General features: G+C 59.2%; 18 protein-coding genes. 5 read left to right on the top strand and 13 right to left on the bottom strand.

Annotated features, from left to right (window positions below):
- Positions 1 to 7 precede the first annotated feature (7 nt).
- From K5I40_RS04210 to K5I40_RS04220, 3 genes are all read right to left on the bottom strand, one after another.
- Positions 8 to 853, bottom strand: a complete 846-nt coding sequence (locus K5I40_RS04210; protein ID WP_223073982.1) for an aldose 1-epimerase — start codon at positions 851 to 853, stop codon at positions 8 to 10.
- A complete protein-coding gene (locus tag K5I40_RS04215) occupies positions 850 to 2292 on the bottom strand; it encodes a sugar porter family MFS transporter (RefSeq protein ID WP_223073646.1) in 1443 nt (480 codons plus the stop codon). Before K5I40_RS04215 ends, K5I40_RS04210 begins: the two co-directional genes overlap by 4 nt.
- Before the next feature lie 70 nt (positions 2293 to 2362).
- Complete coding sequence (locus tag K5I40_RS04220) at positions 2363 to 5638, bottom strand: DUF5107 domain-containing protein (RefSeq protein ID WP_223073645.1); 3276 nt, start codon at positions 5636 to 5638, stop codon at positions 2363 to 2365.
- 114 nt (positions 5639 to 5752) lie between these two features.
- Between K5I40_RS04220 and K5I40_RS04225 the strand changes: the two genes are divergently transcribed.
- Entirely contained in the window at positions 5753 to 6949 is a 1197-nt protein-coding gene (locus tag K5I40_RS04225) for an ROK family protein (RefSeq protein ID WP_223073644.1), read from the top strand.
- Between the two features lie 127 nt (positions 6950 to 7076).
- Positions 7077 to 7499, top strand: a complete 423-nt coding sequence (locus tag K5I40_RS04230) for a DoxX family protein (protein WP_039029743.1) — start codon at positions 7077 to 7079, stop codon at positions 7497 to 7499.
- A gap of 48 nt (positions 7500 to 7547) precedes the next feature.
- Here K5I40_RS04230 and glyA read toward each other — a convergent pair whose 3' ends face one another.
- A complete protein-coding gene (gene glyA / locus K5I40_RS04235; protein ID WP_223073643.1) occupies positions 7548 to 8801 on the bottom strand; it encodes a serine hydroxymethyltransferase in 1254 nt (417 codons plus the stop codon).
- A gap of 303 nt (positions 8802 to 9104) precedes the next feature.
- On the opposite strand from glyA, the gene hmpA reads away from it, so the two are divergent.
- Entirely contained in the window at positions 9105 to 10295 is a 1191-nt protein-coding gene (gene hmpA / locus K5I40_RS04240; RefSeq protein WP_223073642.1) for an NO-inducible flavohemoprotein, read from the top strand.
- 86 nt (positions 10296 to 10381) lie between these two features.
- On the opposite strand, the gene glnB is transcribed toward hmpA, so the two are convergent.
- The 5 genes from glnB to purL form a co-directional block, all read right to left on the bottom strand.
- A complete protein-coding gene (gene glnB / locus K5I40_RS04245; RefSeq protein ID WP_039029746.1) occupies positions 10382 to 10720 on the bottom strand; it encodes a nitrogen regulatory protein P-II in 339 nt (112 codons plus the stop codon).
- A 79-nt stretch (positions 10721 to 10799) separates the two neighbouring features.
- Positions 10800 to 12137: a two-component system response regulator GlrR gene (gene glrR / locus K5I40_RS04250; protein WP_223073641.1), complete on the bottom strand. Its 1338-nt coding sequence runs from the start codon at positions 12135 to 12137 to the stop codon at positions 10800 to 10802.
- Positions 12134 to 12910 (bottom strand): two-component system QseEF-associated lipoprotein QseG, encoded by a 777-nt coding sequence (qseG, locus tag K5I40_RS04255; RefSeq protein ID WP_039029748.1) that lies wholly within the window; start codon positions 12908 to 12910, stop codon positions 12134 to 12136. Before qseG ends, glrR begins: the two co-directional genes overlap by 4 nt.
- A complete protein-coding gene (gene qseE / locus K5I40_RS04260; protein WP_176556469.1) occupies positions 12907 to 14340 on the bottom strand; it encodes a two component system sensor histidine kinase QseE/GlrK in 1434 nt (477 codons plus the stop codon). Before qseE ends, qseG begins: the two co-directional genes overlap by 4 nt.
- Positions 14341 to 14919: 579 nt before the next feature.
- Complete coding sequence (gene purL, locus K5I40_RS04265) at positions 14920 to 18807, bottom strand: phosphoribosylformylglycinamidine synthase (protein ID WP_223073640.1); 3888 nt, start codon at positions 18805 to 18807, stop codon at positions 14920 to 14922.
- Between the two features lie 267 nt (positions 18808 to 19074).
- Here purL and mltF point away from each other — a divergent pair, with 267 nt between their 5' ends.
- On the top strand, positions 19075 to 20625 hold the full coding sequence (gene mltF, locus K5I40_RS04270) for a membrane-bound lytic murein transglycosylase MltF (protein WP_251931000.1): 1551 nt from the start codon (positions 19075 to 19077) through the stop codon (positions 20623 to 20625).
- On the opposite strand, the gene tadA is transcribed toward mltF, so the two are convergent.
- The 4 genes from tadA to murQ are packed head-to-tail and all read right to left on the bottom strand — an operon-like array spanning position 20513 to position 23978.
- Positions 20513 to 21052 carry a tRNA adenosine(34) deaminase TadA gene (tadA, locus tag K5I40_RS04275; RefSeq protein WP_072036654.1) on the bottom strand — a complete coding sequence of 180 codons (540 nt, stop codon included), beginning with the start codon at positions 21050 to 21052 and terminating at the stop codon, positions 20513 to 20515. The genes mltF and tadA overlap by 113 nt on opposite strands.
- A gap of 30 nt (positions 21053 to 21082) precedes the next feature.
- Positions 21083 to 21718, bottom strand: a complete 636-nt coding sequence (gene yfhb / locus K5I40_RS04280; protein WP_039029753.1) for a phosphatidylglycerophosphatase C — start codon at positions 21716 to 21718, stop codon at positions 21083 to 21085.
- Positions 21719 to 21721: 3 nt separating this feature from the next.
- The gene (locus K5I40_RS04285; RefSeq protein ID WP_138369740.1) at positions 21722 to 23074 is read right to left on the bottom strand and encodes a PTS transporter subunit EIIC; all 1353 of its coding nucleotides are present in this window, start codon (positions 23072 to 23074) and stop codon (positions 21722 to 21724) included.
- A 10-nt stretch (positions 23075 to 23084) separates the two neighbouring features.
- Entirely contained in the window at positions 23085 to 23978 is an 894-nt protein-coding gene (gene murQ, locus K5I40_RS04290) for an N-acetylmuramic acid 6-phosphate etherase (RefSeq protein ID WP_138369739.1), read from the bottom strand.
- A gap of 117 nt (positions 23979 to 24095) precedes the next feature.
- Here murQ and K5I40_RS04295 point away from each other — a divergent pair, with 117 nt between their 5' ends.
- Positions 24096 to 24944: a MurR/RpiR family transcriptional regulator gene (locus tag K5I40_RS04295; RefSeq protein ID WP_039029756.1), complete on the top strand. Its 849-nt coding sequence runs from the start codon at positions 24096 to 24098 to the stop codon at positions 24942 to 24944.
- Position 24945 lies beyond the last annotated feature (1 nt).

Consider the following 24945-nt stretch of genomic DNA (forward strand, 5'->3'; position numbering starts at 1 on the left):
CAGCTGATTAACAGTTGCGGCGGGCACTTTCGACGGCAATTTCCATCGCAAAATGGCTGCTCTCTCCCGGGCCTAATGCCACCAGCCCAGGCTGCCCGGCCATATGATGGGCGTTGACCGGATGGCTCTGAGGCTCAAGGCATAAGAATGATTTACCCGACATTCTGAACAGCATCAGCCACGGAGTTTGCGCTCTGATTGTGACATTCATCACATCACGTTCAATCGTCGCCACGCCGTTCCAGCCGGAATAGCCGACGTTCAGCCAGCGATCCCCGCCGTGCCGGGGCGCGCTGAAATCATTTTCGGATGGGATATCGCCCTGCCACGCCAGCGGTAAATGGTGCTCACCTTCCGGCCAGTAGCCGCTGGCTGAAAATTGCAGGCGGCTGTACTTATCAAAACAGAACCACGGATGAAAGCCCAGGCCATACAGCATCGGCTCCTGGTCAAGATGGGTGAGCGTCAGCTCCGCCCGCAGGACGTTCTCACGCAGCTGATATCGCAGTTCCGCCCGATAATCAAAGCCGCACGCATGCTGGCGGCGCAAGGTCAGCAGACATTCCGTTCCGGTAAGTGAAGCCACCTCCCAGCGCGACTGCCAGCCGTCGCCGTGGAGGAAAAAGCGTTCATCGACCGGGCTTTGCGGCAACACTCTTTCCCGCCCCTTAAACCTGAAGCGATTACCCGCCACCCGGTTCGCCAGCGGCAACATCGGAAACAGCGCGCTGTCGCCTCCCCCCCATAACACCGGCTGTCCGCAGGCCAGGGAAAAGAGCGCCTGTAGCCCGCCGCCCTGCGGATTAACGCGCATCCGCAGATGCGCGTTTTCTATCAACAGTAAGTCCATCAGTGCGCGCGCCCGGCATGACCCGCAGAGGCCACTTTGCTGTGCTGTTTCTCCAGCTGTTCCTCCAGCGCCTCCAGCGTTACGCCTTTGGTCTCCGGCACTTTACGCAGGATGTAGAGATATCCCGCCGCGCAGATCGCCCCGTAGAGCAGGAAGCTACCCGCCGCACCCAGCCCGGCATTGAGCAGCGGGAAGGTGTAGGTCAGCAGGAAGCAGGCAATCCACAGCGCCAGGGTGCCCATCGACATCGCCAGGCCGCGCACGCGGTTAGGGAAGATCTCCGACAGCAGCACCCAGGTGACCGGGGCCAGCGTCAGGGCGTAGATAGCAATCGCCGCCAGCACCAGCAGCAGCACCGGCCAGCCCATGATGTTCATGGCGTAGGCGCTGGCAATCAGCACGTAGATAATGGTCAGGCCCGACGCGCCCAGCAACATCAGCTTGCGGCGGCCGATCTTGTCCACCAGCGGCAGGGCCGCGAGGGTAAAGACGAGGTTTATGATGCCGGTTGCCACAATCGATTTCAGGGTGTCATTGATATCAAACCCGGCGGAGGCGAAGATCTCCTGGGCATAGTTGAAGATCACGTTGATCCCGCACCACTGCTGGAACATCGCCAGCACCATGCCGATGATAACGATCGGCTTCACCGACGGCTGTAACAGCGTAAAGAAGGCCACTTTCTGGCTGTCTTTTGCCAGGGTGTGGGCGATCTCTTTTAAGGTCTGGCTGGCGTACTCCGCGGTGCCGATACGCTCCAGCATGGCGCGGGCACGCTCTGGCTTACCGGCCTTCATCAGCCAGCGCGGGGATTCCGGTACAAAAAACATCAGCACCAGAAACGCCAGGGCAGGCACCAGCTCTGCACCAAACATCCAGCGCCAGCCGGTTTGACCGTTCCAGGTCTGGACGATGGCCTCCTGAGTGGCGCCTGCCGCTACCGGCTCGGCAATCATCAGATTAATCAGCTGGGCCGCCAGCACGCCCACCACGATGGTCAGCTGGTTGATGGCGACGAAGCGGCCACGCTTTTCCGCCGGGCTGACTTCGGCGATGTAGAGCGGGCTCAGGGCGGAAGCCAGGCCGATCCCCACGCCGCCGACAATGCGGTAGACCACGAACATATCAAAACTGCTCGCCACCGCCGTGCCCCACGCCGAGGCGCTGAACAGCACCGCCGAGAGGATAAGCGGACGCTTGCGGCCAAATTTATCGGCGCACCAGCCGGAGATCAGGGCCCCGAAGATACAGCCCACCAGCGCGGAACTCATCGCCCAGCCGGACTGCGCCGGGTCGGTAATGGAGAACCAGGCTTCATAGAAGGGTTTGGCTCCGCCAATCACCACCCAGTCGTAGCCAAACAGGAGTCCACCGCAGGCGGCGACCAGACAGATTGTCCAGACGTAGCCCATTTTCAGTTGTGTCTGCGCGCTATTATTCATGTTGATTCCTCTTTAAGGGAAACGCAGGGTACAGAGGGTAACAGGTGGGTTTCCCCACCTGCGAGGTCGGTTAATGGAAAATGCCCGTGGCCTGCGCATGCTGAATCAGATGCGCTTTGTCATGGGCCGGATGGAGCGCCAGTAAGGCCCCCAACTGGCGTTTGCAGGCTGCGATATCGCCCAGCCCGGCATAGCCCAGCGCCTCGATGAACAGGCAGTGTTGCTGATGCTGATGACCGGTTGGGGTATCCAGCACCACCAGATCCGGCAGCGAGACCGCAAAGAAATCCGCTTCCGGGACGTCATCCCGATGGGCTTCCACCCACGCCAGGAAGCCCTGGAAATGACGCTCCGCCGCCGCGCTGTCGCCCAGCTGGCGCAGCGCCATCCCCCGCCAGAAGAGGTAATCTGCGGGCTGATCGTTGTAGTAGCGTCCGGCATCAAGGGTTGAACCGCCCTGGGCCGCCCGGGTAAAGCAGCGCTGCGCTTCATCCCCGGCATCAATTTGCGCATGGCAATACCCCAGCAGATACCAGATATCGTTGTCGGTTTGCCCCGGCAGACGCCCCTCCCCCAGGTTGTGCGGATAGCACAGCGCCGCCTGCAAGAAAGCTATCGCTTCGCGGTACTCGCCGCGCCCGGTATGCTGCAGGGCCAGATGCTGCTGGTTGAGCAGATACTGCCCGGTCACTTTGCCTTCCCCGCCCTCCCACGGATGGAACTGACGCTCCTGCAGCACCTGCGCCGCAAGGCTATAGCGCCCGGAACAGTTCCATAAGCTCAGCAGCTCAGCGGTGAGGTCATCACGCTTAAGGGCGACGTTTTCCCGTTCGGAGAGCATGGCGAGGCGCTTCGCCAACGGCTGGCCGGTGAGTTTATTGAGATAATCAAGCTCGAAAAGAAAACGCGGATTCTCCGGCTCCAGCGCCACGGCGCGCTGCAGGTAGTCTTGTGCCAGCGCCAGGTTGTGCTGTTTATTCCAGGCGTAGATCCCGAGCAGGCGGTGCGCGGGCGCAAACTGCGGCTCCTGCTTCAGGGTGAATTCCCAGCAGCTCACCGCATCGTCATAGCGGCGTTTGCTGTACCAGAAGCAGCCCAGCAGATAGCGGGCAAACGGATCGTCGTGCAGGGTTTGCAGCATCTGCACTTCATCGAGAGCGTTCGGGAAGCGTACCCGCTTGGCCTCGCACTGGCGCGCCGCCGCAATATAGCGGACGCGGGTGGCAGGCTCGTCGCTTAGCGCGGCCCGCCACAGCTGAGGCAAGGTCTCCTGACAGTCGAGCAGATCCAGCATTTCGCGGGCGGCGTCGGGCATACCCATGGAGGTTAACCAGCCCGCCAGCACGCAGGCATTGGCCCCGCGACGCCCGGTGACCTGCAGCAGTTTGTCTCGCGAAGCCGCGTCCCGGCTGATTGCCCAGCGCGCATAGTGCAGGGCGTAGCTCAATGGATGAGTGTCCAGACAGCTCTGGATGTACTCCAGCGCGGCGCCTTCCCCCTGAACCTCCGCCAGGGCGAGCGCTTTGAGCCCCATCGCCAGATTATTACCGGCATTGATCCCGAGGCTGATATCGACTTTTTCCAGCGCGTCGGCAGAGTTGCCACGCTTCATCGCCAGCCGCGCCAGCGACCAGAACGCCGCGTCACGGCAGTTGCCGCTCCACGAGGCTTTGTAGTAGTGCTCCCATGCGGCATCGTCCTGCCCCTGCCGCTCCAGCGCCGTCGCCAGCAGCTGGCTGGCTTCACCATCGCGCGGGTTTTTATTCAGACGGTGGGCGCGAACCAGCGCGGCTTCGGCGCAGCGTTGCGCCTGCGCCCAGTCGGCGCGATTGAGGGCTAAATTACCCAGCGCCACGTTGTTGCGGTAGTCGTTGGCATCCAGCGCCAGCGCCCGGCGGTAGTAATCCTCCGCATAGCGGCTGGCGTGGTTGTACTGCTCCAGATGCTGACCGATGAAATAGAGCTCATCGCTGTTGCTAATCTCCTCCGGCATCGCTGGCGCGGTAGCCGGGTCCGGCAGCGGCGTCTCCTGCGGGATGTGCTCCAGATAGTGCAGCAGCATGCGGCCCGAGGCGTCTTTTACCCTCAGCGTTAAGCGTTGCGGCCACGCATCCGGCAGCGCCTGCTGCCAGCTTTCGCCCGGCATCAGGGTCAGCTGCGTTTCCCATACCGGCTGGTCGTCGGCGGTCAGCTCGAGGCGCACGTCGTTCAGCGGCGCGATGGCGTAAAGACCAAGGTGAAGCTGCTGCTCGCGGCGTTCAAGCTGCAGCGCCAGCTCGGTACTGGCGTTCTGCACCTGCCCCAGCTCGCTGTAGGGCAGGAAATTCTGCACGAAGATTTTCTCTTCATAAGGCGCAAGCCAGGTGAAATCGGGCTGGTTATCGGTAAAGACCCCGGTCATCAGCTCGATATAGGGGCCGTTTTCATCGGTGAGATTGCGATCCCAGGCGCGGCCAAAATCGTCATGGCCCCAGCTCCACTGCTTTTTACCCGGCGAGACGTGGTGATCGGCGACGTGCAGCAGGCCGCCCCGCTCGCCGTGATGGTATGCCCCGACAAAGTCGTAGTCCGATTTTTCAGCCATGTACGACGTCGGCACCGGCACGTTTTTGTAGCGGGAAATATCCACCCCCGCCGAGTAGTCGACTTTATAGTAGGTGCCGGTGGCGATGGGGAAAGCAGAGACCGCGCGCTTGCCGTGGTCAAACACCGCCGTGACGTCCGGCGGGAAGACGCTCTGATGATCGTCCCCGCCCTTCACTGCCGGGTTTGCCCACCACAGGAAGTGGCGCGGCGTGGCGTTGCCGTTGAAGACTTTGCCGGTGATCTCAATCAACGCCCGGTCAGGGTACAGGGTGAATCCGGTCATCACCTGCAGGCCGCGCATCGGTTCGGCCTCGCCCATCCAGACGGTTTGCGCTCCGTTATCCTGCTGCTGGAAGGTGACGTCGACAGGCATAAAGGTGGTTGGGCGATGGTGCTGCGGCCAGTTAAACTCGATCCCACCGGAGATCCATGGCCCCAGCAGGCCCACCAGCGCCGGTTTCACCACTTCGTTGTAGTAAACAAAATCCCGTTGCTGCACTTTGTCATACGCACGATGAATACGTCCGCCCAACTCCGGCAGCAGCATGATGCGGATATAGTCGTTTTCCATCCACACCGCCTGGTAGTCGCGGGGCTCCCGAACGCCGGTCAGGGTATCCGTCACGCCGTAGGGGTAGACCGCGCCAGAGGAGCCCTGGTAGACGCGCTTTTCCAGGAACATCGGGTTGGTATCTTCTGCGCCGGTGGTCCACGTCGGTAATGCGACGGTCTCCCGCCAGACCTTCACTGCTCCAGACATATTCACTCTCCAGTAAACAAATAACAGTAAAAAGCGATAAGATGGCAGTGTAGAGAGGAATTCGGCGCGCTGATTACGTAATGCTCACGCAATATAATTAACGGAGTTTAGTGAATGCAGGTATCCGGTCTGAACAACAACAGGGTGCGACGGCATAACCGCCGCACCATTATGTCGCTGGTATGGCGCTACAAACGCCTGAGCAAATCGCAGCTGGCTCAGTACACCGGGCTCTCTATTCCGGCGGTGAGCAAAATCCTGGATGAGCTGGTGGCGGACAAAAAGCTAGGGCATTCCAGTGAAAATCTCAGCACCCGGGGAATGAACAGCGGCCATTATCAAATCCCGGATGATGGGCCATTGATACTCTGCATGAATGTCAGCCCCACCAGCATTGAGAGCCAGCTGATCGACGCCCGCATGTTGCCATTGGGCGAATTTCGCTGGACCGACGTCAACGCCCAGACGCCCGAGGCGCTGTTGCAGGCGATTGAAAACCTGTGGCAGCAGCAGCGCAAACAGTGGCCAGGGCAGCGCATCAATCTGGCATTAGGCATCCACGGCCAGGTTGATACCGCCACCGGTGTGTCGCAGATCATGCCCCAGTCACCCTGGAAAAAACCGGTCGAAATTAAGTATCTGCTGGAAGAAAAGCTGGGCATCACGGTGATGGTGGATAACGACTGCGTGATGCTGGCCCTGGCGGAGAAGTGGCAAAACCCGGACAACCGCGACGATTTTTGCGTCATCAACGTCGATTACGGTATCGGCTCCTCGTTCGTGATTAACGGCCAGGTCTATCGCGGGACGCTCAACGGCAGCGGGCAAATCGGCCACACCATTTTCGATCGCGACGGCGTGGCCTGCGCCTGCGGGCGTTACGGCTGCCTGGAGACGGTCGCCTCGTTATCCGCCCTGAAAAAGCAGGCGCGCCTGTGGCTGAAATCCCAGCCCGGCTCCCTCGGCCTTGACCCCGATACCCTCACCAGCCTGCAGCTGATTGAGGCCTGGCGGCAGGGAGACGTGAAAATCCAGCGCTGGGCAGACGAGGCCGCCAACGCCATCGGGCTGACGCTCTACAACCTGCTCAATATCCTCAACATCAATCAAATCTGGTTCTATGGCCGCAGCTGCGCCTTTGGCGAACGCTGGCTCGAAACCATCAACCGCCAGATTGGGTTTACCCCCTTCGATCACGGCGACGCGGTGCGTAACCGGCAAACGGAGATCGCCTTCGGGGGCTTAACCCGGCAGCAGCAGATTATCGGCATCGGGTATCTGTTCGTTGAAGATGCGCTGGCGGCAGGCTGACGGAGAACATGCTGAAATGTCGGGAATTTAAATCATCCTGATGGCTGATTTATGAACAAAACCTGAATGGCGGGCCGGCATTCTGTGTATTAGCTTTAAGATAAATCCCACCCACAGCGAGCCTGCCATGAACACATTACGGTATTTCGATTTCGGTCAGTCCCGGGCGCTGATCCTGCTGATTGCCCGCCTCGCCCTTATCGCCCTGTTTATTATTTTTGGCGTGCCCAAGATGTTCGGTTTTGACGGCACGGTGCAGTATATGGAGAAGCTGGGCGCACCCATGCCGACGCTGGCCGCCATTGTGGCGGTGATCATGGAAGTGCCCGCCGCCATCCTGATCGTGCTCGGCTTCTTTACCCGTCCGCTGGCAGTGCTGTTTGTCTTTTATACCCTGGGGACGGCGGTGATTGGTCACCACTACTGGGATATGAGTGGCGATGCGGTGATGCCGAATATGATTAACTTCTTCAAGAACATCAGTATTGCCGGCGGGTTTCTGCTGCTGGCGGTCGCCGGGCCGGGAGCTATCTCCATCGACCGGCGTTAGCCATAAAAAAAGGCCGCATACGCGGCCTTTTTATTCAGCAAAGCAGACTTATGCGTAAACCGGGAAGCGCGCGCAGATATCCAGCACTTTCGCCTTCACGCGTTCGATAACGGCTTCGTCGTTGATGTTGTCCAGCACGTCACACATCCAGCCAGCCAGCTCTTTGACTTCCGCTTCTTTAAAGCCGCGGCGAGTCACAGCCGGAGAACCGATACGGATACCGGAGGTCACAAACGGGCTCTTCGGATCGTTTGGTACGCTGTTTTTGTTAACGGTGATGTTAGCGCGGCCCAGGGCAGCGTCAGCTTCTTTACCGGTCAGGTTTTTATCCACCAGATCCAGCAGGAACAGGTGGTTTTCAGTGCCGCCGGAAACCACTTTGTAACCGCGGTTCAGGAACACTTCCACCATCGCTTTGGCGTTTTTAGCAACCTGCTGCTGGTAGACTTTGAACTCTGGCTCCATCGCTTCTTTCAGCGCCACGGCTTTGGCCGCGATAACGTGCATCAGCGGGCCGCCCTGCGCGCTTGGGAACACGGCAGAGTTCAGTTTCTTATACAGATCTTCGTCACCGCCTTTCGCCAGGATCAGGCCACCGCGTGGACCCGCCAGGGTTTTGTGGGTGGTGGTGGTCACAACGTGCGCGTGTGGAACCGGGTTCGGGTAAACGCCTGCGGCGATCAGACCGGCAACGTGCGCCATGTCCACGAACAGGTAAGCACCGATGCTGTCTGCGATTTCACGCATTTTAGCCCAGTCAACCACACCGGAGTAAGCCGAGAAGCCGCCGATGATCATCTTCGGCTTGTGCTCTTTGGCCTGTTTTTCCATGTCTGCGTAGTCAATTTTACCGGACTCATCGATGCCGTAAGGGATGATGTTGTACAGCTTGCCGGAGAAGTTAACCGGGGAGCCGTGAGTCAGGTGGCCGCCCTGCGCCAGGTTCATACCCAGAACGGTATCGCCCGGCTGCAGCAGTGCGGTGTAGACCGCGAAGTTAGCCTGGGAGCCAGAGTGTGGCTGCACGTTAGAGTAGTCAGCGCCAAACAGCTCTTTGGCACGATCAATCGCCAGCTGTTCAACGATATCAACATACTCGCAACCGCCGTAGTAGCGCTTGCCCGGGTAACCTTCAGCGTATTTGTTGGTCAGCTGAGAGCCCTGCGCCTGCATAACGCGCGGGCTGGTGTAGTTTTCGGAGGCGATCAGTTCGATGTGCTCTTCCTGACGTACTTTTTCCTGCTCCATAGCCTGCCACAGTTCGGCATCATAATCGGCAATGTTCATTTCACGCTTTAACATCCGCATCTCCTGACTCAGCTAACAAGTAAATTTTGGCCTTAAAAGGCAGTCCTGATGGACGACGGGCAACAGTATAACTGATTAGCAGAGTGATAACAGGTCTTGACAAACGATTTTACGCAAACGTTTACCTGCCCGCCACGCAAGGGTTTGAGGAATAACGCCCTCGCCCCGCAAAACGGATTTCTTTTCAGGTTTGTGATGCAGTTAATTCATGTTGCAAAGAACCATTTACAACGCAGGGTTATTTTTTATAAGATGCATATAAAATACATCATTAAAGTAACATTTAAGGAAGTTGCTATGTTAGACGCTCAAACCATCGCTACCGTGAAAGCCACTATCCCCCTGCTGGTTGAAACCGGTCCTAAGCTCACCGCCCATTTTTACGATCGCATGTTCGCGCACAACCCGGAGCTCAAAGAGATTTTCAACATGAGCAACCAGCGTAACGGCGATCAGCGTGAAGCGTTGTTTAACGCCATTGCCGCGTATGCCAGCAACATTGAGAACCTGGCGGCGCTGCTGCCTGCGGTGGAAAAAATCGCCCAGAAACATACCAGCTTCCAGATCAAACCCGAGCAGTACAATATTGTTGGCGGCCACCTGCTGGCCACCCTGGACGAAATGTTCAGGCCCGGCCAGGAGGTGCTGGACGCCTGGGGCAAAGCCTACGGCGTGCTGGCAAACGTCTTTATCAACCGTGAAGCGCAGATCTACAGCGAAAACGCCAGCAAACGTGGCGGCTGGGAAGGCACCCGCGCCTTCCGTATCGTGGAGAAAACCCCGCGCAGCGCGCTGATCACCAGCTTTGAATTTGAGCCCGTCGACGGCCAGCCGGTTGCCGATTATCAGCCCGGTCAGTATCTGGGCGTGTGGCTGAAGCCCGAAGGCTTCCCGCATCAGGAGATCCGCCAGTACTCCCTCACCCGCAAGCCGAACGGCAAAAGCTACCGCATTGCGGTGAAGCGCGAGGAAGGTGGCCAGGTTTCGACATGGCTGCACAACGACGCCAGCGTCGGAGATGTGGTGCATCTGGCCGCGCCTGCGGGCGACTTCTTTATGGCCGTTGAGAGCACCACCCCAGTGACGCTGATCTCCGCCGGTGTGGGCCAGACGCCGATGCTGGCGATGCTGGATACTCTGGCGAAAGGGCAACACAGCGCGCAGGTTAACTGGTTCCACGCCGCAGAGAATGGCGAAGTGCATGCCTTTTCTGATGAAGTGAAAACCCTTGCGGCCACGCTGCCGCACTTCAGCGCGCATACCTGGTATCGCCTGCCGTCGGATGACGACCGTGCCGCAGCGCGTTTCGACAGTGAAGGCCTGATGGCGTTAAGCGAGCATGAAGTTCTGTTCAGCGCACCGGATATGCAGTTCTACGTGTGTGGTCCGGTGGCATTTATGCAGTATGCCGCGGCGCAGCTGATTGAGTTGGGCGCGAAGAAAGAGAACATTCACTACGAGTGCTTCGGCCCGCATAAAGTGCTGTAATGCAAAAAGCCCCTCTCCGGAGGGGCTTTTTTTTGCCCGGCGGCGCTTCGCTTGCACGGGCCTACGGGTAATGAACGGCGCGGGGATTAAATCGCCGCGTCGTCTTCTTCGCCGGTGCGGATACGGATGACGCGCGATACGTCAAAGACGAAGATCTTGCCGTCACCGATTTTACCGGTCTGCGCGGTGCGGATAATGGTATCCACGCAGGTTTCCACGATGTCGTCCGACACCACGATTTCAATCTTCACCTTCGGCAGGAAATCGACCATGTATTCCGCGCCACGGTAGAGCTCAGTGTGGCCCTTCTGACGACCAAAGCCTTTCACCTCTGTCACCGTCATGCCGGTGATGCCGACTTCCGCCAGCGCTTCACGTACATCATCCAGTTTGAAAGGTTTAATAATCGCATCAATCTTTTTCATGGTGGTCCTTAAACTTATGCCTGTCAGCTGCCTCGTAATCGGTTGCTCACAGTATCATATTCAGGCGGAATTTAGGGTATCACTCTTTAAAATCGTTTGCTTCCAGCTCGTGGCGCGACAGCAGCTTATAAAACTCGGTGCGGTTACGTCCGGCCATCCGCGCAGCATGGGTCACGTTGCCTTTGGTGATCTGCAGTAACTTACGCAGATAGTTAAGCTCAAACTGGTTGCGGGCCTCGACGAAGGTCGGCAGGGCGGTGTTTTCCCCCTCCAGCGCCTGCTCTACCAGCGCATCGCTGATCACCGGCGAGGAGGTCAGGGCCACGCACTGCTCAATGACGTTCACCAGCTGACGCACGTTGCCGGGCCAGCTGGCGGTCATCAGCCGCTTCATGGCGTCTGTGGAGAACGCCCGGACAAACGGCTTGTGACGCTCGGCGGACTGGCGCAGCAGCTGGGTGGCCAGCAGGGGAATATCTTCTGCCCGCTCCGCCAGCGCCGGGATCTTCAGGTTAACCACGTTAAGACGATAGAAGAGGTCTTCGCGAAACTCGTTGCGCGCCATCGCCTTGGGCAGATCCCGGTGGGTGGCGGAGATAATACGCACGTCGATGTCGATATCGCGGTTACTGCCGAGCGGCCTGACTTTGCGCTCCTGCAACACGCGCAGCAGTTTGACCTGCAAGGGGGCGGGCATATCGCCAATCTCATCGAGGAACAACGTGCCGCCTTCCGCCGCCTGGAACAGCCCTTCCCGGCTGCTGACCGCCCCGGTGAAGGCCCCGCGGGCATGACCAAACAGCTCTGATTCCAGCAACTGTTCCGGCAGCGCCCCGCAGTTGATGGCGATAAAGGCTTTTTTGCCGCGCGGGCTGGCGTTGTGAATGGCCTGGGCGAGGATCTCTTTCCCGGTGCCGCTCTGGCCGTTAATCAGCACGCTGACGTCAGACTGCGCCACCATGCGGGCCTGCTCCAGCAGACGCAGCATGATCGGGCTGCGGGTGACTATCGTCTCCCGCCACGTCTCGTCCCCGGACGGCGCGGCGTGCTCCAGGGCATCATCAATGGCTTTATACAGCGCGTCTTTGTCCACCGGCTTGGTGAGGAAGCTGAACACCCCCTGCTGGGTGGCCGCCACCGCATCCGGAATGGAGCCGTGGGCGGTGAGAATAATGACCGGCATACCGGGCTGGAGCTTCTGGATCTCGGTGAACAGCTGCATGCCGTCCATCTCGTCCATCCGCAGATCGCTGATGACCAGATCGATCTTCTCGCGCCCCAGCACTTTCAGCCCTTCCTGACCGCTTTCGGCGGTCACGACGCTGTAGCCCTCGCTCACCAGACGCATGCCCAGCAGCTTCAGCAAACCAGGATCGTCATCCACCAGCAAAAGATGCGCAGGTTTTCGGCTTGTCATGGCTTTCCGTCCTCTTGTTTCGGGGCATCGCTGTTCGGCTCTGTCGCATCACCCTCGGTGCCGGCGGGCGACGTGGCGCTCTTCGGTGCATCCGGCAGATAGTTACTGACCGGCTTACGTGTGGAGAGCTGGCGTTCAATATCGGTCAGGTTCTCCAGCTTGCGGGTGGTGGTATCCAGCTGCGCGCGCAGATATTGCTGCTGCTGGCGCAGGGTGTCCAGCTCACCGTCGGTGGTCTGTTGCAGCTTACCGTAGCGGGAACGCTCCTCCGCCAGCTGCAGCTGCAGCACCTGCCCGTGTCGCCACAGCTGATACAGCGGGCGCACCTGGGGCGGGATCTGCGGGCTCAGCGCATCCAGCCGGGTGGTCAACTGGCGACGCTCCACCGGGTTAATTTTGGCATTCGCCAGCAGGAGCCCGCGTTTAAAGCTCTCCTGCCAGGTATCATCGGTCCAGCCCCGGGCCTCTGCACGCGCCGCGGCGGGTGAGAGACGATCCGCGCAGTCCATGCCGCGCAGCCAGTAAAGCGGGTTGCTGTCGGTCTCCTGGCCGTGCAGCTGCCAGATATTATTGCAGTCGGTAGACAAGAAGTCCGCCAGCTGATGCTCAGGCAATTTTTCATCCTGCTTGCCGCTAATAGCGCTGGTTGGCGCGTGGGTGACGCACCCGGCCAGCAGCAGGCAGGGAAGGCTCAGGCGGATAAAGTGACGGGAAAACACCGCGTTAATGGCGCGGGAAAAGACGTGTGACATACTCACCAGACTTAGATTCATTTTAGTGATTTATCCGACTCAAGCGGCAGTTCGATGCGAAAGCACACATCGGTATGGTCATCATTGACAAGATTAAGCTCTCCCTGCATACGACGGATACAGTCGCGGGCAATACTCAGCCCCAGGCCGCTTCCCTTCACCGCCCCTTTTCGTTGATGACTACCCTGGAAAAAGGGTTCAAAGATCATCGTTTTTTCATCGTCAGGGATCGGGCTTCCGGTGTTGGCGACATCGATACAGACCCGCGAGCCGCGCGTAAAACTGCGAACATAAATGGTACCGGATTCAATACCATAGTGCACCGCATTGGAATAAAGATTATCCAGCACGCTCATCAGCAGCATCGGTTCGGCTAAACAGGCGGGCGTCGCCAGCGACAGTTCAGTATGCATCATTTTAGCCCGTGCAGGCAGGCTGTGGGCCGAGAGCACCATATCCACCAGCGGCGCGAGCTCCACGCGCTCAAGCTCCGGGATGCCGTCGGCCAGTTTACGGTTGTAATCCAGCAGTTGCTCGATCAGCTTTTGCAGGTTGCGGCTGCTGGCATCGAGGATCTCGACAATCTCCCTTTGCTCCGGCGTCAGCGGCCCGGCGACCTCATCGGCCAGCAGTTCGGTGCCCTCACGCATGCTGGCAAGGGGCGTTTTCAGTTCGTGGGAGATGTGGCGTAAAAACTGGTGGCGCTGGGATTCGAGCCACGACAGCCGCTCGGAAAGCCAGATAATGCGTTGCCCGACCGAACGTAACTCGCGCGGGCCGGTAAAGACCACGGTATTGCCCAGCGAGCGCCCCTCCCCCAGCCGGTTAATCATGCGCTCAATGCCCTTAACCGGGCCGATGATCATGCGGGTGAAGAGCAGGACTAGCCCCAGGCTGACCAGAAACAGCACCAGCGCCTGCCAGCCAAAGAACTGGCCGCGCTCGGCGATCTCCTGCTGGAGCTGCTGACCGCGGGAGAAAATCACCGAGCGGGTCGTCTGTACCATCTCGGTATTGGCGCTTGCAAAGGCCTCCAGCCGTAAGGCGGACTGGGCATCAGGGCCGCTGTTGATGCACTGCAGCTGGGACAGCGCGTTGATATCCTGGCGCAGCGTCTGGTAGAGCTTATCGTCGGGCAGGACACCCGCGTGGGCATCGAGCATTTCGCTGTAGCGTTTACGCTGGTTCTGATACACCCGCGCAAGGGTTCTGTCGTCGAGCACGCAATACTGCCGGTAGCTGCGCTCCATCTCCAGCGCGGCATTGGTCATCGCTTCGCTGCGCCGGGCATCAATCAGGGTGGTTCGGTTGGTGAGCGCCGCCTGCGCGCTGAGCGCGTTCAGGCTCTGCCATGCCTGCCATGCCAGCACCAGCAAAGGTAGCAGGATCAGCAGGAAGGCCATCATGACTAACTGTCGTAAGGAGCGAGGGAAAACAGGCCAGCGTTTCAACGCATTACTCTCTGTCGCGAGGGAATAAGGGGATGCTAGCCGGACAAGAGTTCAGATACAACAAAGCCGGGTTAAAAACCCGGCTTTGTTATGGAATGAGGCGGTGCCTAACTCGACGTTTCGCCCTGGGTCTGATAAAGCAAAGCTATGATCAGTAGTTGGACGGCAGGCACCTTTTTGTGCGTCATTCGAAGTTTATGTAGCGCGTCCCGAAGGGGCTGACATAAGAGAGTGAATGAGCCACTGGTTATTATTATGCAACAGATGTGCCATAATGCAAATATAAATATTAATGACCTGAAAAATAAGAATTTTTATGGCGTGATGTAGTAATTTCGCAGGGTATGGTTTTCAGGCTATCTGTCGCTTATTAGCAACACCCTGAACAGGTTATTGCGGGGTTTATATAAATCAATGAGTTAAGTGTCTCTTTTTAGAGACAGTGGGGAATGTGAGTTGTCGCACATTTGCGACACTTGAAAATATGCCGGGCGGCACTGCGTTTGCCCGGCCTACAAACTCTACTCCGGCCTTTGTAGGCCCGGTAAGCGAAGCGCCACCGGGCACAACGGTGAGAGCTTAACCCAACTGCTTACGCGCGTTGCGGAAGATACGCATCCACGGGCTGTCCTCGCCCCAGTTCTCCGGGTGCCAGGAGTTGCTCACGGTGCGGAACACGCGCTCAGGGTGCGGCATCATCACGGTTACGCGACCGCTTTCGCTGGTCACCGCGGTGATCCCGTTGGCGGAGCCGTTCGGGTTTGCCGGGTAGTTTTGCGTGACCTTGCCGAAGTTATCGACAAAGCGCAGCGCCACCAGACCTTTGCTCTCCAGCTCGGCCAGATGCGCGGCGTTACGCAGCTCAACCTGCCCTTCACCGTGGGATACGGCGATTGGCATCTGCGATCCCACCATACCCTGCAGCAGCAGAGACGGGCTCTGGGTCACTTCAACCAAGCTGAAACGCGCTTCGAAGCGATCGGACTGGTTACGCACAAAGCGCGGCCAGGCTTCGCTGCCCGGGATCAGCTCGCGCAGGTTAGACATCATCTGGCAGCCGTTACACACGCCCAGCGCCAGGGTCTGCGGACGGTGGAAGAAGGTTTCGAACTCATCGCGAACGCGTTCGTTGAAGAGGATGGATTTCGCCCAGCCTTCGCCCGCGCCCAGCACGTCACCGTAAGAGAAGCCGCCGCACGCCACCAGCGCCTGGAAATCGGCCAGACCGGTGCGGCCTGCCAGCAGGTCGCTCATGTGCACGTCGATAGCATCGAAGCCTGCACGGTGGAAGGCTGCCGCCATCTCGACGTGGGAGTTGACGCCCTGCTCACGCAGCACGGCCACTTTCGGACGTGCGCCACGGGCAATATACGGCGCGGCAATGTCTTCGTTGAGGTCGAAGGTGAGTTTAACGTTCAGGCCCGGATCGTTGTCGTTGGCTTTCGCCTCGTGCTCCTGATCGGCGCACGCCGGGTTGTCGCGCAGACGCTGCATCTGCCAGGTGGTTTCTGCCCACCACATACGCAGCGTGGAGCGGCTTTCGGCAAAGACCGTCTGGCCGTTGGCGTCGATAACAAAACGATCCCCGCTCACCGCTTTACCCAGATAGTGCACGCAGTCGCCCAGACCATGCTGCGCCAGCAACGCCTCCACCGCGTCGCGATCCGCTGCACGCACCTGAATCACCGCGCCCAGCTCTTCGTTGAACAGTGCAGCCAGACGATCGTCGCCCAGAGAGGCGATGTTTGCCTCAACGCCGCAGTGACCGGTGAAGGCCATTTCTGCCAGGGTAACCAGCAGGCCGCCGTCGGAGCGGTCGTGGTAGGCCAGCAGTTTACGCTCTGCAACCAGCGCCTGAATGGCGTCGTAGAAGCCTTTCAGCTGTGCTACGTCGCGCACGTCAGCCGCGTTGTCGCCCAACTGGCGATAGACCTGCGCCAGCGCGGTCGCGCCCAGCGCATTGTGGCCTTTACCCAGGTCGATCAGCAGCAGGGCGTTGTCTTCGGTGGCGAGCTGTGGCGTGATGGTGTGGCGCACGTCTTCCACGCGGGCAAAGGCGGTGATCACCAGCGACAGCGGAGAGGTCATCTCGCGCTGCTCGCTGCCTTCCTGCCAGCGGGTTTTCATCGACATGGAATCTTTGCCCACCGGAATGGTCAGGCCGAGAGCAGGACAGAGCTCTTCACCCACCGCTTTCACCGCTTCGTACAGCCCGGCATCTTCGCCCGGGTGACCGGCTGCGGCCATCCAGTTGGCGGAGAGCTTGATACGTTTGATGTCGCCAATGTGGGTGGCGGCAATGTTAGTCAGCGCTTCGCCTACTGCCAGACGGGCAGAAGCCGCGAAGTCCAGCAGGGCAACCGGGGAGCGTTCGCCCAGCGCCATCGCTTCACCGTAGTAGCTGTCGAGGCTGGCGGTGGTCACCGCGCAGTTCGCCACCGGTACCTGCCACGGGCCAACCATCTGATCCCGGGCAACCATGCCGGTCACGGTGCGGTCGCCGATGGTGACGAGGAAGGTTTTCTCCGCGACGGACGGCAGATGCAGAACGCGGTTGACCGCGTCGGCCACGGTGACGCCCTGCAGGTCGAGCGCTTTACCGCTGGCTTTGCGGGACTCAACGTCGCGGGTCATCTTCGGCGTTTTGCCCAGCAGCACGTCCAGCGGCAGATCAATCGGCTGGTTGTCGAAGTGGGTATCGCTTAAGGAGAGGTGCATCTCTTCGGTGGCTTCGCCGATCACCGCGTACGGCGCGCGCTCGCGGCGGCACAGCTCGTCAAACAGCGGCAACTGCTCTGGCGCCACGGCCAGCACATAGCGTTCCTGGGATTCGTTACACCAGATCTCCAGCGGGCTCATGCCTGGCTCATCGCTCAGGATGTCGCGCAGGTTGAAGCGTCCGCCGCGGTTGCCGTCGCTGACCAGCTCCGGCATGGCGTTGGACAGACCGCCCGCGCCCACGTCGTGGATAAAGAGGATTGGGTTGGCATCGCCCAGCTGCCAGCAGCGGTCGATCACCTCCTGGCAACGACGCTCCATCTCCGGGTTGTCACGCTGGACGGAGGCAAAGTCGAGATCCGCGTCAGACTGGCCGGATGCCATAGAAGAGGCTGCCCCGCCGCCCAGACCGATGTTCATCGCCGGGCCACCCAGCACGATCAGCTTCGCGCCAACAACGATCTCGCCTTTCTGCACGTGATCGGCGCGAATGTTGCCGATCCCGCCTGCCAGCATGATCGGCTTATGGTAGCCGCGCAGCTCTTCGCCGTTGTGGCTGTCCACTTTCTCTTCATAGGTACGGAAGTAGCCGTTCAGGGCCGGGCGACCAAATTCGTTGTTGAACGCCGCGCCGCCCAGCGGGCCGTCGGTCATGATGTCCAGCGCGGTAACAATACGCTCTGGCTTGCCGAAATCTTCTTCCCACGGCTGTTCAAAGCCCGGGATACGCAGGTTGGAAACGGAGAAACCGACCAGACCCGCCTTTGGTTTTGCCCCACGACCCGTTGCGCCTTCGTCACGGATTTCACCGCCGGAACCGGTCGCAGCACCCGGCCACGGCGAGATCGCCGTCGGGTGGTTGTGGGTTTCAACCTTCATCAGGATATGCGCAGGCTCCTGATGGAAGTCATAGCGCCCTGCTTCGCGATCGGCGAAGAAGCGGCCCACCTCGGAACCTTCCATGACCGCGGCGTTGTCTTTATAGGCCGACAGCACGTGGTCAGGGGTTTTCTCCATGGTGTTCTTGATCATTTTGAACAGCGACTTCGGCTGCTGCTCGCCGTCGATAATCCAGTCGGCGTTGAAGATCTTGTGACGGCAGTGCTCAGAGTTAGCCTGCGCGAACATATAGAGTTCGATGTCGTTCGGGTTGCGGTTCAGCTTAACGAACGCATCCTGCAGGTAGTCAATTTCATCTTCCGCCAGCGCCAGGCCTAAACGCAGGTTGGCGTCAATCAGCGCCTGACGGCCTTCGCCCAGCAGATCCACGCTCTGGACCGGCGCAGGCTGGTGGTGAGAGAAGAGCTGCTCTGCATCGTCGAGAGAGGCAAACACGCTCTCCATCATACGGTCATGCAGCTCGGTTGCCACAACGGCCCACTGGGTGTCGGTAAGGCTGGAGGCTTCAACGTAATACGCCACGCCCCGCTCCAGACGGCTAATCTGGCTCAGACCACAGTTATGGGCGATGTCGGTTGCTTTAGAAGACCAGGGGGAGATGGTGCCAGGGCGAGGCGTGACCAGCAAAAGTTTACCGTTCGGGGTATGGCTGCTCAGGCTTGGGCCATACTTCAGCAGGCGTTCCAGTCGGACCATCTCGTCTGCCGACAGAGGCGCGGTCAGGTCAGCAAAATGGACATACTCAGCGTAAATATTGCTTACCGGAAGGTCGGCCGCCTGAAAACGTGCCAGCAGTTTGTTGATACGGAAGGCAGACAGTGCAGGCGAACCACGCAGAATTTCCATCATAAGTCTCTCGTCTTCGAAGCGCCGGAGGCGCTTACAGTGTGCGCAAGGGGGGAAAACGGGCGCCATTATAGTGGATCCTGCGCGCCGACGAAACCGTTTGCGTCGTAATAAAATCGTTGCTGGCATTTAGCAACAAATGTTGCCGCGCCTGCTAATAAGTTGCCAAGTGGCGTAACTTTGCGCAAAATGCCGCGAAATCTTTGGTAATACTTGTTTTAACTGTGGCCAATACTAACCAGGATAATACACAGCATATAGAATCAACTTATTGAAAAATTAAAGATTAATTACCTGTTCATCGGCATCGTCACCCTGCTGCTGGCAGCGGCCCTCTGGCCATCAATCCCCTGGTTCGGTAAAGCCGAAAATCGCATCGCCGCCATCCAGGCGCGGGGGGAGCTGCGCGTCAGTACCATTGTCTCTCCCCTCACCTACAGTTCGGTAAACGATAAAGTCATTGGACTGGATTACGAACTGGCGCAGCATTTTGCCGACTACCTGGGCGTGAAGCTGAAAGTTACGGTGCGCCAGAACATCAGCCAGCTGTTTGACGACCTTGATAATGGCGATGCCGATCTGCTGGCCGCAGGCCTGGTCTATAACAGCGAGCGCAGCAAAAATTATCAGCCAGGCCCGACCTACTACTCTGTCTCGCAGCAGCTGGTCTATCGCGTGGGCAGCCTGCGCCCGCGCACCCTTGCCGGCCTTACCGCCGATCGGCTTACCGTCGCCCCCGGCCATGTGGTGATTGACGACCTGCGGGCGCTGAAAGAGAAAAAGTACCCTGACCTCAGCTGGAAGGTTGATGAGAAGCTCGGCACCACGGCGCTGCTGGAGCAGGTGACGGACGGGAAACTGCCCTACACCATCGCCGACTCGGTTGCCATCAGCCTGTTCCAGCGCGTTCACCCGGAGCTGGCCGTGGCGCTGGACGTCACCGACGAGCAGCCCGTCACCTGGTTCAGTCCCCTTGACGCCGACCAGACGCTCTCCGCCGCCATGCTCGATTTCTATAACGGGATGAATGAAGACGGCACCCTGGCGCGTCTGGAAGAGAAGTACCTCGGCCACGGCGACGATTTCGACTATGTCGATACCCGCAGCTTCCTGCGGGCGGTGGATAACGTCCTGCCGGAGCTGAAACCGCTGTTTGAGAAGTACGCCCAGGAGATTGACTGGCGTCTGCTGGCCGCGATTTCGTATCAGGAGTCTCACTGGGATGCGCAGGCCACCTCGCCAACCGGCGTGCGCGGCCTGATGATGCTGACCAAGAACACCGCCCAGAGCCTGGGCCTCACCGACCGTACCGACGCCGAGCAGAGCATCAGCGGCGGCGCGCGCTACCTGCAGGATATGATGGCGAAAGTGCCGGAGACGGTGCCGGAGGAGGAGCGGATCTGGTTTGCGCTGGCGGCCTATAACATGGGCTATGCCCATATGATCGACGCCCGCGCCCTGACCGCGAAAACCAAAGGTAATCCGGACAGCTGGTCAGACGTAAAGCAGCGCCTGCCGCTGCTGAGCCAGAAGCCGTATTACAACAAGTTAACCTATGGCTATGCGCGCGGCCACGAGGCGTACGCCTACGTGGAGAATATCCGCAAATACCAGATAAGCCTGGTGGGATATCTGATGGAGAAAGAGAAAGAGGCGCTGACGGAGCAGCAGCTGGCGCAGGCCTATCCGGTGGTGTCACCGGATGAGCTTACTCACCCGATAACTTCGATTCTGCCTTTTGCTGCTTTTTCTGCTGACGCCGCATTCGAAAGAAGTCACTTAGCAACGCCGAACACGCTGGTGCCAGTACCCCTCCAATAATGTTGACCTGATGATTCATGCCGGGGTGGCTGAGCACGTCCAGCAGCGAACCTGCCGCGCCGGTTTTTTCATCCCGCGCGCCATACACCACCGTGCCAATCCGGCTGTGGATCATCGCCCCGGAGCACATAACGCAGGGTTCGAGGGTGACATACAGGGTGGTATCCAGCAGGCGGTAGTTTTGCAGCACCAGGCCGCCCTGGCGTAAGGCCATAATTTCAGCGTGGGCGGTGGGGTCATGGCGACCAATCGGACGATTCCAGCCCTCGCCAATCACCTGATTGTTGTGGACCAGCACGGCACCAACCGGGACTTCGCCTTCATCCCAGGCGCGTTGGGCAAGCTGGAGCGCGTGGCGCATCCAGTATTCATGATTAAGTTCAGGGTCGGACAACGCAGCATACTCCAGTCTGAAAAGCGGGCGCATTATACACACCCGCTATGCATAATCACACAATCATTCCAGTTGCTGCAGTTCGCCCAGCGGCGTGACGCGCCAGCGGTGCTGGCAGAAGTAGAGCAGCGGGTTATCCTGTTTGCTGTCGCTGTAGCCGCTGTAGAGCCGCAGCGGGGTGCCGATTTTTTTCTCCAGCTGCACCACCTTCTCGTGGCCGAGGCAGCGCATGGTCAACACCCAACCGCCGTAAGCGCGGCCAATCTGGGTGGCGATCAGGTTAACGCGCGGCAGCCAGGGGGTATCGAAATAGACCTGTTCCACCAGCGACTGCGGCGAGCCGGTGATCAGCCAGATATCGGCGTCGTTGGCATCCAGGTAATTTGTCAGCCGATCCTGTACTACCGGAAATGCGGTGACATGCTCGCGAAACCAGCTGACAAACTCTTTCTCCAGCTGTTTAAGCCGGGCTTCGCTGTGGCCGAAGGTGCAGCCCCACAGCAGCAGGCTCATCGGCCAGCGGGCGGCGCGCCCTTTCACCAGCAGCACGCAGCCCACAATAGGTAGCAAGGGCAATACGAGCAGGGCATTCAGGGGCTGTCGGCGCAGTAAATAGCGCATAAAGGTACCGAACATATCCTGCTGATGCAGCGTTCCGTCCAGATCAAAAAAGACAACGCGACGCTCGTTATTTGCCAAACCTTACTCCTCTGGATCGTTAAACCCTAACAGCCAGGTAAACAGGAACCCGGCGATCACCGCTACCAGATAGCCTAACAGATAGAGCATGACTTTTCCGGTCACGATGGTTAATGCCAGCGGTAAACCGGAAATGCCAAAGGTGATCACGGTGGCGACTTTCCAGTAACCGATCAGCGCCCCGCCAACCGCGCCACCCAGACAGGCACCGATAAACGGCTTGCCCAGCGGCAGGGTGACGCCGAAAATCAGCGGCTCGCCAATGCCCAGCAGACCGACCGGCAGCGCCCCTTTGATCACCTTTTTCAGGCGTTCATTGCGGGTTTTCATCAGCACCGCAATCGCCGCGCCGATCTGCCCGACCCCGGCCATCGCCAGAATAGGCAGCAGGGCGTTGTAGCCGTGGGCCTGCACCAGCTCAACGTGGATCGGCACCAGCCCCTGATGTAAACCGGTCAGCACCAGCGGCAGGAAGGTACCGGACAGCACCGCGCCCACCAGGAAACCACCGCGATCGATAGCCCAGGAGGCACCGTGAGCGATGGATTCTGAGATCCAGCCACCCAGCGGCTGCAGGACAATAATTGCAATGCCCCCGGTGATAAGAGTGGTCAGCAGCGGGTTGAGGATCAGCTCCAGCGAGCCCGGCAGGGCGTTGCGCAGCTTTTTCTCGATCCAGCACATCAGCACCACCACCAGCAGCACGGCGATCACCCCGCCCCGCCCCGGCTGCAGCGCTTCACCAAACAGAGTGATCTGCGCCAGCTGCGGGCTGGAGAGAATGCCGGCCATCACCCCGCCTAACGCCTGCGAGCCGCCAAACACTTTGGCGGTATTAACCCCGACCAGAATGTTCATGATGGCGAAGACCGCGCTGCCGAAAATGCCCAAGATCCCGAGCAGGTTTGGATAGTGCGTCGCAAAATCCCCGACAATGTCCGGGCGCTTGAGGATATTGATAATCCCGGTAATCAGCCCCGAGGCAATGAACGCCGGAATAAGCGGAATAAAGACGTTAGCCAGCATGCGCAGCGCATCGCTCATCGGGGCTTTGTATTTGGCCTTGGCCTGGGCTTTGGTGCGCTCGGCATCATCGATGACCGCCCCGCCCATCAGCGAACGCATGGCGTCCACTACCTGCGCGGCCTTGCCGGGGCCGACAATCAGCTGATGCTGCTCCCCTTGTTTTACATAACCGCTGACGCCGGGCAGTTTTTTCAGGGTAATTAGATCGAGCTTGTCGTCATCCTGAACCTCCACCCTCACCCGCGTCATACAGTTTTCCAGACGCAGTATATTTTTCTCTCCGCCGATCCCCGCAAGAATACCGCTGGCGAGCGCTGCTGTTTTTTCCATGTACGCCTCTTTAGTTTTCTAATGCCGCACGTAAGAATCCCTGATGCGCGTCAAGCCTGGCGCGCGCCGCAGCGGCATCCAGCCCGCTTAAGATCATCAGAATGGCCGGTTTAACGTCATAACCGGTCTGTTGCAGAACCTGTTCCGCCTCTTCGCGGGAGGTTCCCGTGGCTTCGACCACCATGCGGCACGCCCGGTCGATGAGCTTCACGTTAGTGGCTTTCATGTCGACCATCAGGTTCTGGTAGACCTTGCCGAACTTCACCATCGCCCCGGTGGAGATCATGTTGAGCACCAGCTTTTGCGCCGTGCCGGATTTCAGACGAGTGGAGCCGGTTAACGCCTCCGGGCCCACCACCGGCGAGATGGCGATCGCAGCCACCTGAGCAATGGGTGAACCTGGATTGCAGGAGATGGCCACGGTGGTGCAGCCGGTCTGGTTGGCATACTCCAGCCCGCCAATCACGTACGGCGTGCGCCCGGAGGCGGCCAGCCCGACCACCAGATCCTTCGCGGTCAGGCTGAGGGCTTTGAGATCGTCCTCACCGAGCTGTTTGCTGTCCTCTGCCCCTTCCACCGCTTTCAGCAGCGCGCCCGGGCCACCGGCAATCAGGCCGATCACCAGGCCATGCGGCACGCCAAAGGTCGGCGGGCACTCGGAGGCATCCAGTACCCCCAGACGTCCGCTGGTGCCTGCTCCCATGTAGATGATGCGCCCGCCCGCTTTCAGCGCCTCTGCGGCGGCATCCACGGCTTTTGCCACCTCGGGCAATGTCTCTTTCACTGCCTGCGCGACCAGCGTATCCTGTTGGTTAAAGCGATGAACAAGGTCAAGCGTGGAGAGTGCGTCCAGGTCCAGGGTTTGTGGGTTGCGGGATTCTGATACCAGTGAGCCGAGATTCATTTTTTGTACCTCAAGAATTTTTAATTCATAATAGTCGCATTATAATGGAATATAAAATTCATTCAGGCGAGCAGAATTCGCATTTGCTGCAGTCATCACATTTCGCCAGGAGTCCTTATGAACTGTTTAATTCGTATCCGCCAGCGATACGCGGGTTTTGCCCAGAGCGATAAAAAACTGGCGGATTTTTTACTCTCTCAGCCCGATCGCGCCCGCCACTTAAGCTCTCAGCAGCTGGCAAGCGAGGCGGGCGTGAGCCAGTCCAGCGTGGTGAAATTCGCCCAGAAGATTGGTTTTAAAGGCTTTCCCGCATTAAAACTGGCGCTCAGCGAGGCGCTGGCCAGTAATCCGAATCCGCAATCCATGCCGGTCCATAACCAGATCCGCGGCGACGATCCGATGCGTCTGGTAGGGGAAAAGCTGATCAAGGAGAACGTGGCGGCAATGCACGCCACCCTCGATGTTAACAGCGAAGAGAAACTGCTGGAGAGCGTGGCCATGCTGCGCGCGGCAAGAAGGGTTATCCTTACCGGCATTGGCGCCTCCGGGCTGGTGGCGCGAAACTTTGGCTGGAAGCTGAATAAAATCGGCGTGATTGCGATAGTCGAACAGGATATGCACGCCCTGCTGGCCACCGTGCAGGCGATGGAGCCTGACGATCTTCTGCTGGCCCTCTCCTACTCCGGCGAACGCCGGGAAATCAATCTGGCCGCCGACGAAGCGCTGCGCGTGGGCGGTAAAATTCTGGCGATCACCGGCTTTACCCCCAATGCACTGCAGCAGCGGGCCACGCGCTGTCTGTATACCATTGCTGAAGAGCAGGCCACCCGCAGCGCGGCGATCTCCTCCACCAGCGCGCAGATGATGCTCACCGATCTGCTGTTTATGGCGCTGGTTCAGCAGGATCTGGAGCATGCCCCGGAACGTATTCGACACAGTGAGGCGTTGGTAAAAAAACTGGTTTGAG

The organism is Leclercia sp. LTM14, from assembly GCF_023736175.1.
Taxonomy (GTDB): domain Bacteria; phylum Pseudomonadota; class Gammaproteobacteria; order Enterobacterales; family Enterobacteriaceae; genus Enterobacter; species Enterobacter barmai.